Here is an 8,755-nt window from a genome sequence, read left to right as displayed (position 1 = left end):
GTTCGAAACCCAGATCTCGTTCACAGCCGGATCGGGATGCAGGATGCAGTGGTCAACCGAGTTCGCCGAACCACCCAGGAAGATGGGCTGCTGGAAGAAGCCAGCGCGGGCCGGGGAGAAGGTTTTGAGGTCGATCACACCGAGCACGGAACCGATGTTGTGCGAGCCTTCGCCTTTGCCGTCCACGAACATGAGGCTTTCGTCCCAGTTCATGCACAGACCGTAGGGGCCAGCCACGCCAGCCGACGTCGAGCCAACGATTTCGTTGGTTTCGTCGTCCAGTTTGTAGACGTGCGAGCCGTGGCCGTCGACGACGTAGGTGAACTTGCCGTCGGCCGAGTGCGTAACGCCGATCGGGTGGTTACCGAAGCCCATGATGTTGGTCACGGCGCCGGTGTCGAGGTTCACTTTCGCCATACCGGCCGCGTGGTGCGAGTCGGCTTCACGGATTTCAGGCGAACCGATCGAGACGTAGAGCGTTTTGCCATCGTTCGAAGGCGTGGTGAAGGGGTGACCCATCACTTGGACGTCTTCGTAGGTGATCGAACGCTTCACGCGGTTGTTGTCGTTCGGGTCGAGGATGTGGTGCGGGCCGCCGTCAGCGCCGAAGCCCCACTGCAGAACCACGTTGTCGTTGCCGTCAATGTCGGTCCACGATTGGATGTGGTGCAGACGCTGGGCGCGGGGGGCGCCACGGAAGCGCGACTCTTGCTTGATCAGCTTGTCGATCTTCATCGTGCGGACGTTCACAACCGCGACGTAGGAGGTGTAGCCGGTGACCGAATCGTCGGTTTCCGACCAGCCGAGGTAGGCCCAGGCGCCGTCGGGCGACAGAGCAACACCGTGCGGCGCGCCGCGCATACCCGAGGTTTTTTCGGTTTCAGCAGCGATGAAGCCGTAAATCGACTCTTTGGTCATCGCATCGATCAGCTGGAAGCCAGCGAAGCCGCCCGGAAGGGTGCGGTTCGGGTTCGGGTTGGCATGCGATTCCGAGGTCGCGTAGACCAGCGGGTGGGCAATCGGATCCCAAGCATCGGGGCCCGACGAGTCAAATTGAGCGACGAGGAAAAGGCCACCACGGTCCGATTCAGCGTTCGCCCAGTCAGCCGCAGCTGCGGCAGCAACGGCGGCTTCGTAGCCGGGAATGTCCATGGCCCCGGCGGTTGCCGTGGTGGTCATTGCCATCATCGAAGCACCCGCAAGCAGGGCCATCGTGGAAAGACGAAGTTTCATAAGTTGATCCTCTCTACAAGGCGCCAAACACGACCGATGCGAGTCAACAAACCGCGATGGCGACTGGCCGGAACTTAGAGCTTTGAGGGTTTACACTATATGACATAGATCAAGTTTTGGTGTGCGTAGGCGCACCAAAGCATGGCCAAATTGACGCAGCACCCAAATCGAATCGGTTATTCAAGAACGGTGGGTACAAAATTTAAGAAACCCGAAAAAGCAAGGGCGCCGAAAAGAATCGGCGCCCCGCAAGCAAGTATCCGCTGACTTTGGTCAGTGGCAGTAGTTGTTGGTCGAAGCCATCGCCACACCCCACGGTGCCTCGGTCACATTCGGGATGATCTTGTGCACGCGCTTGTTGTAGATGTCGATCACGGCAAGCGAGTTAGAGTCGTGCAGCGGCACGTAGAGCTTCTTGCCATCCGCATCCGCAATACCCACGCCGGGGCCACCCGGAAGATCAATGTAGGCGTCGTTGGTGAGCGTCTCGAGGTTGATGACCGCTACCCGGTTTTCAGGGTTCGAAACGACATAGGCGAGCTTTTCGAAGAACCCGGTCGAGATCGAGGTAACGCCCGCGACCGCCGGCAATGTGGCCGAGACTTCCCACGGATCGGTCTTGAGCACCGTCATGGTTTTGTCCAGATCGTTGCCGACCATCATGTAGATGCCATCTGCCGTGCCATAAGCCCGCGAGGCGCCCCTGCCGACGCGCAACACCATGTTTTCCGCCCAGCTGCGCATGTTGATGATCGAAACGAAACCATCGGTATTCTGCGTCACCAGACCATAAAGCCCGTCCGGGGTACGCGTCAGCGCGCTCAGCTCATCGCCATCGGGGTCATCGACTGCGTTCACGTGTAGCGAAAGCTGGATCGGATCGAGCACCGCACCAGATGCCGTGTCGATCGTGTTCAAGATACCGGTCAGCGAGTCCGCGATGAAAACGAACACCGAATCGTCCGAGAACACCACTTTGCTGGGCCTGTAGAAGGTCTGCTCTAGAATGAACCCCAGCCTTTTGTCGGTGAGATCGCTTTCGGTGAACAGCGCGGTTCCGGTGCCCTGATTATGTGCCGCATCAAGCGTCGCCTCGATGTCGATCGTTGCAAACTGTCCCGTCTCGGTGTCGGTCACGGCGATCATGAAGCTGTCTGGGCTCATCACCATGTTGTCGGGCGAGAAGGGCAGCGTGATCGCAGCATCGTCGGCCTGTGTTGCGATGTCATAGATGTGCACCGTCTTGGACGCTCGGTTGGCGTAGATCACCCGCTTGGGCTCTTTGGCCACCACCATTTCGTCAGGCACAGCAGCCAGCCGCAGACGCGTCACCAGTTCTTCGTGTGCCACGTCGATCACCGCAAGTTCGGGTGTCGTCGTGCTTTGAACAAAGACGTATAGTTCGATGTCCCCCAGCATGACCTTCTTCTCCGCACCGAAGAAGAAGTAGCCTGCCGCCGCAGCCGCCACCACGACCACCGCCGCGATTGAGCCCAGCACCTTACCGTTCATTTTAGTACCCTTTCCCCAAGTTTATGCCCTAGCGATCAACTCAGACCGAGCCAGGGATAGATGATGTCGCTTAGCGTATGGAAATTGTCGGTTACCAGAACCAACCCGAACGCCACGATCACCACCATGCTGACAAAGCCAATTTGTGGTGTGTAGCGAGCGATCCATTGCATCGCGCTCATCGTGCGCGACAGGAAGAACGCGGCCGCCAGAAACGGAATCGCTACCCCCATCGAGAACACGAACAGGATCATTGCACCAACCGAGGCCGAACCGAGCATGCCGACATAGACCAGCAGCGTCGCCACGATCGCCCCAGAAAAGCAGACCATACAGCCAAGCGAAAAGCCGACCGAAAGCAAAAACGCGCGCACATAGCCGGTGCTGTCACCGCCGCTGACACGCTTTGGCATCGGCATGCGGCACACCAGCGGCGCGCGCGATTTGATGCCCATCCAGATGCCCATGATGATGACAAGGACACCGGTCCCGATCGCCATTTCGTTGCTGGCAGCATCGAAGATGATCTGCGCCGAGCGGCCTGCATAGCCGATCACCGCGCCAGCGAAGGTATAGAACGCGGTAAAGCCTGCCACGAACACAAGCGCGATCAGCAGCATACGCCGGCGCGTTACCATCGGCACCGAGTCACCGCGCGACATCTGCTCGGCGCTCAGGCCGGTCAGCGTGGCCATATAGACCACAAGAAGCTGCAACAGGCAGGGCGTCAGCGTCGCCGACAGAAGACCCGCCGAAAGCGCGGCGATCAGCGTGGGCGAAGAGAGAACGTTTTCTTCGGCCGGGTATTCGATCGGCAATTCCCACGTCAGGGTGCGCGGAGCGTCTTCCGAGTCGTAGCTGTTGCGCACCAAGAGCGTCAGTTCCTTGGTGTCGGGGGTAATGATGTCGCGCCCGTTCGCATCTTGCGCAGCAAAGCGCACATCCGAAGTGCGATGGTGGTCCGTAAACACCGGGCCATCGAGGAATGTGGGTTCATACCGCACGCCATCGACATAAAGTTCGACCCGCGGCAGTTCCTGCGTCAGCATATCGATATGGGTCGATTCGTTGACGAAAAATATGATATTTTTATCAAGCTCGTAACGCGCGCGCACCTTGGGTGATGTGGTCCGCTCGAAATAGGTGGTCGAGCCAAAAAGCGCGTCGACGTCAAAACCAACGCCATTTTCTTCCGCGACGCCGTTGTGCACACGGGTCATGACCTGCCCCAGCGTGCGTTGCTGGGTGGTGCGGTCGGCGGCAACCTGATCGGAGATATCTGTCAGAATCGTCTTGCCCTCGAAGAAATAGGGCATGACCAGCCAACCAGAGGCCAGCAAAAGCGTAATGACAAGGGTAATGGCAAGCACCGCGGCCTTGCCGATGCCCGGTTTGCCAGTATCCGGCGATGGTGCGCCCGCCTTCGGCGCGGCGTCGATTCCAGTCGTCATGATCCTCATTCCTTGGTCTCTTCAGGCCCTGAACATTGGCGTGTGGGGCCGGGGTGTGGGCGCCCGTGAAGGCACCGGGGCAGTGATGCCCAACTAAGTGAAGCGTCTTGATGTGAACATGACGCAAATCAAGTGACAATTGCGCGCAGGCAGCGCCATCGCCGCACCGCGAATGTTGCAGTTCATCGTGCGGGCCCGAAAAAGCATATTATATCAGTGCTTTGATGTGCCTGAACATGCGCTTCCACAGCGGTGTCACCGCTTTTATAGCGCCGTTGCCCTGCATTCACAATCGCGTGGGCTGGTTAGCTGCCGCCTTGCCACGCATCAAGAGCGTCTTCAAACGTGCGCAGCCCCGGACGTGGGGCCTGCACCAAGACCGCCATGTTTCCCGGTTTGTGCAGGTTTTTGTACATCTTGGTATGCGCGGCCGGTATCTCGGCCCAAGGGAAAACCTCGCTCATCGCAGGGTCTAGACGACGCTCTAGCATCAGCTTGTTTGCTGCGCTTGCCTGCTTGAGGTTGGCAAAGTGGCTGCCCTGCACGCGCTTTTGATGCATCCAGAGATAGCGCACGTCGAAGGTAAGATTGTAGCCCGTTGTGCCTGCACAGATCACGACCATGCCGCCGCGCTTGACCACGAACACGCTGACCGGAAAGGTCGCCTCGCCGGGGTGTTCGAACACCATGTCGACGTTGTTACCCTTGCCGGTGATTTCCCAGATCGCTGCGCCAAACTTGCGCGCTTCCTTGAACCACGTGGCGTATTCGGGGGTGCCGACCTTCGGCATCTGGCCCCAACAGTTGAAGTTCTTGCGGTTGATCACGCCCTTTGCGCCCATGTCCAACACGAACTGACGCTTGTCCTCTTCTGAAATCACGCCAATCGCGTTGGCCCCGGCCGCGTTGATCAACTGGATCGCGTAAGAGCCGAGCCCACCCGAGGCACCCCAGACCAGAACGTTGTCGCCGGGTTTCAGGATGTGCGGGCGGTGGCCAAACAGCATTCGGTAGGCCGTGGCCAGCGTCAGCGTGTAGCACGCACTTTCTTCCCATGTCAGATGGCGCGGCCGCGCCATCAACTGCTGCGCCTGCACGCGGGTGAACTGCGAAAAGCTGCCATCGGGCGTCTCGTAACCCCAGATCCGCTGGCTGGTCGAAAACATCGGGTCGCCGCCGTTACATTCTTCGTCGTCGCCGTCGTCTTGATTGCAATGAATCACGACCTCGTCGCCCACCTTCCAGCGTTTCACCTTGTCGCCCACCGCCCAGATGATGCCTGCCGCGTCGGATCCAGCGATATGGTAGGGGGCCTTGTGCCCGTCAAACGGGCTGATCGGCGTGCCGAGGCCCGCCCAGACGCCGTTGTAATTGACCCCCGCGGCCATCACCATCACCAGAACTTCATGGCTGTCGATCTTCCAGGTATCGACCACTTCAATCTGCATCGCGGTTTCAGGCTCGCCGTGACGCTCGCGCCGGATCGCCCAAGCATACATTTTCGCCGGAACATGTCCGAGGGGCGGCATTTCGCCGATCTCATAGAGATCTTTCAGCGGCGCATCGTAGGGGGCGAAGTCAGCTTTCGGGTCAAGGGCCATGGTCACTCCTACAGCAGATGCGCGCGGCGATGCCGCAGCGCAGAATCGGGGCTTCTGCCGAGGAAATACGGCCCGTCGCGCAACAATGCAATGCCTGACGTGCAGATTTTGTAATTTTATGACCGACGAAATGCATACGGCCGGGCGCTGGCCCGGCCGCAGTCAGCCTTATCATTGGCCTCAGTTATACGTGAAAGAACCAATTTCGCAGACGTTGATATTGTAGTCCACAGCCTCGCGGCCGTTGTTGAAAATGGCCTTGAAGTCGAAGATGCAGTATCCGGTGCCGTCGTCGAAGTTGACGTTTACCGACGAGTAGGGGCTGAGTACGTCGCGGCCCAGGATGTCTTCCTGCCACGTTTTCGCATCCGTGTGCGAACCGTAGAATTCCACCATCGTATAGCCGGTATTGTTTACAATCCGCACGCGGCGGTCGAGCGCGGATGCAGGAATCGCACTAGTTGCCACCAATGCGGCGCCAAGAGCGAGACTTAAAAACGAACGATATAGCATAATTAACCCCTTTACCTTTTTCCAGCCGCGCCATCCCCGCGACTTGGGCGGGGCGCTTACACTCCCTCGCCCTCAAAATCAGGATTTGCCCAAAGGTGATAATTTGCAACTGAAAACCTACGCCGCGCTGCAAAGACTCATGCCGCAGTGCGGCGAATTGACAACGACACAATCTTTCGCCTAAACCGGCAAAGTCCGCAACTTTCTTGCGAAGCGACCCGGAGGCACCATGACCAACCCCTCTGCTCGAAAAGACCACCCGTGGCTGTTTCGCACCTATGCAGGCCACTCGACCGCGGCTGCGTCGAACGAACTATACCGCGCAAATCTTGCAAAGGGGCAGACCGGGCTTTCCGTGGCGTTCGATCTGCCGACACAGACCGGCTACGATAGCGACCACGAACTCGCGCGCGGTGAAGTGGGCAAGGTCGGCGTGCCGGTTTGCCATCTGGGCGATATGCGGGCGCTGTTTTTGGGCATCCCGCTTGACCAGATGAACACTTCGATGACCATCAACGCCACTGCGCCGTGGCTATTGGCGCTATATATCGCGGTGGCCGAAGAACAGGGGGCCGATGTTTCTGCCCTGCAAGGCACTGTGCAGAACGATCTGGTAAAAGAATACCTCTCGCGTGGCACCTATATCTGCCCGCCCAAGCCCTCGTTGCGGCTCATCACCGATGTGGCGGCCTATACTGCCGAGCATCTGCCGAAATGGAACCCGATGAACGTGTGTTCCTATCATCTGCAAGAGGCGGGGGCGACGCCGGAACAGGAACTGGCCTATGCGCTGGCCACCGCCATCGCGGTGCTGGACGATTTGCGCGGCAAGGTCGCCGCGGTCGACTTTCCTGCGATGGTTGGGCGGATCAGCTTTTTCGTCAACGCGGGCATCCGCTTTGTTACCGAACTATGCAAGATGCGCGCTTTCACCGAGCTTTGGGATGAGATCTGTCGCGACCGCTACGGCATCACCGAGGCGAAATACCGCCGTTTCCGCTATGGCGTGCAGGTCAACAGCCTCGGGCTGACCGAGCAGCAGCCCGAAAACAACGTCTATCGCATCCTGTTGGAAATGCTGGCCGTCACGCTATCGAAGAACGCCCGCGCCCGCGCGGTGCAATTGCCCGCGTGGAACGAGGCACTTGGCCTGCCGCGCCCGTGGGATCAGCAATGGTCGCTGCGGATGCAGCAGATCCTTGCCTATGAAACCGACCTGCTGGAATACGGCGACCTTTTTGACGGAAACCCGGTGGTTGCCGCAAAGGTCGAGGCGCTCAAACAGGGCGCGCGCGACGAGTTGGCGACGCTTGACGCGATGGGTGGGGCGATTGCGGCGATCGAATATATGAAAGGGCGGCTGGTTGAAGCCAATGCCGAGCGGCTGGCGCGGATCGAGGCGTGCGAAACCACCGTGGTGGGCGTCAACCGCTGGCAAGCCAGCGAAGCCTCGCCCCTGACAGCGGGCGACGGCGGTATTCTGGTTGTTGATCCGGGGGTCGAAGCCGAACAGGTGGCGCGCCTGAACGCTTGGCGCAGCGGGCGCGATGCGGAGGCTGTGGCTGCGGCGCTTGCGGCGCTGCGCAAGGCGGCTACGGCAGGGCAAAACATCATGCCCGCCTCGGTCGCCGCCGCCAAGGCGGGGGTGACGACCGGCGAATGGGCGGGGGTGATGCGCGCGGTGCATGGGGAATATCGCGGGCCCACGGGCGTGTCGGTGGCACCCTCCAACCGCACCGAGGGGCTTGAACCCCTGCGCGCCGCGGTCGATGCCGCCTCGGCGCGGCTTGGGCGGCGGCTGAAGTTTGTGGTTGGCAAACCGGGGCTCGATGGCCATTCGAACGGCGCCGAGCAGATCGCCTTTCGTGCCCGTGATTGCGGCATGGATATCAGCTATGAAGGTATCCGCTTGACGCCCGAGCAGATCGTGGCGCGCGCCGCCGAAGAACAAGCGCATGTGGTGGGGCTTTCAATCCTTTCAGGCAGCCATCTGCCGCTGATCGCCGAGGTGATGCAGCGTATGCGGGCGGCGGGGCTTGGCGATGTGCCGGTGGTCGTAGGCGGCATTATCCCCGAGGAGGATGCGGCACAGTTGCGCGCATTCGGGGTGGCGCGCGTATATACGCCCAAGGATTTTGAGCTGAACCGGATCATGGCCGAACTGGTCGAACTGGTCAGCCCTGCGCCCACTGCTGCCTGAAAAAGCTTGATATTCGTCGGTTGCGGGGTGACTATCCTTCGCATCCCCGCGAGTTTTCAGGAAATATTATGAGACGCCAGATTCCATATATTGCGGCGGCCGCGATGGCCTTTGCGGTAGCTTTTTTGTTGCGTAACGCCGGGTTGGGCGACGTAAGCAAGGTGGTTATTGTCGGGCTGACTGTGCTGGTTACGCTATATTCCGTAGAATATCTGCTGAAACGCCGCCGCTAGCGCGGCGCGGGC

Annotated in this window: 7 protein-coding genes; 2 read left to right on the top strand and 5 right to left on the bottom strand. The window is 59.7% G+C overall.

Annotation, left to right across the window (positions count from 1 at the left end; all coding sequences use genetic code 11):
- The 5 genes from ABY403_RS09995 to ABY403_RS09975 form a co-directional block, all read right to left on the bottom strand.
- On the bottom strand, positions 1-1,233 hold a 1,233-nt coding region (locus ABY403_RS09995), incomplete at its 3' end, for a YncE family protein (protein WP_372840651.1).
- Between the two features lie 273 nt (positions 1,234-1,506).
- The gene (locus tag ABY403_RS09990; RefSeq protein WP_372840650.1) at positions 1,507-2,745 is read right to left on the bottom strand and encodes a hypothetical protein; all 1,239 of its coding nucleotides are present in this window, start codon (positions 2,743-2,745) and stop codon (positions 1,507-1,509) included.
- A gap of 35 nt (positions 2,746-2,780) precedes the next feature.
- Positions 2,781-4,196 carry a cytochrome c biogenesis CcdA family protein gene (locus tag ABY403_RS09985; protein ID WP_372840649.1) on the bottom strand — a complete coding sequence of 472 codons (1,416 nt, stop codon included), beginning with the start codon at positions 4,194-4,196 and terminating at the stop codon, positions 2,781-2,783.
- A 305-nt stretch (positions 4,197-4,501) separates the two neighbouring features.
- On the bottom strand, positions 4,502-5,797 hold the full coding sequence (gene ccrA / locus ABY403_RS09980) for a crotonyl-CoA carboxylase/reductase (RefSeq protein WP_372840648.1): 1,296 nt from the start codon (positions 5,795-5,797) through the stop codon (positions 4,502-4,504).
- Between the two features lie 180 nt (positions 5,798-5,977).
- Positions 5,978-6,310 carry a hypothetical protein gene (locus tag ABY403_RS09975; RefSeq protein ID WP_372840647.1) on the bottom strand — a complete coding sequence of 111 codons (333 nt, stop codon included), beginning with the start codon at positions 6,308-6,310 and terminating at the stop codon, positions 5,978-5,980.
- A 229-nt stretch (positions 6,311-6,539) separates the two neighbouring features.
- Between ABY403_RS09975 and ABY403_RS09970 the strand changes: the two genes are divergently transcribed.
- Positions 6,540-8,510, top strand: a complete 1,971-nt coding sequence (locus tag ABY403_RS09970; RefSeq protein WP_372840646.1) for a methylmalonyl-CoA mutase family protein — start codon at positions 6,540-6,542, stop codon at positions 8,508-8,510.
- Positions 8,511-8,578: 68 nt separating this feature from the next.
- Entirely contained in the window at positions 8,579-8,743 is a 165-nt protein-coding gene (locus tag ABY403_RS09965) for a hypothetical protein (protein ID WP_372840645.1), read from the top strand.
- Positions 8,744-8,755 lie beyond the last annotated feature (12 nt).

The sequence above is a fragment of the Phaeovulum sp. genome (assembly GCF_041596715.1).
GTDB lineage: Bacteria > Pseudomonadota > Alphaproteobacteria > Rhodobacterales > Rhodobacteraceae > UBA6213.
The sequence above is the reverse complement of the archived record's forward strand: the minus strand, read 5'-3'. Positions and strand labels throughout refer to the sequence as shown.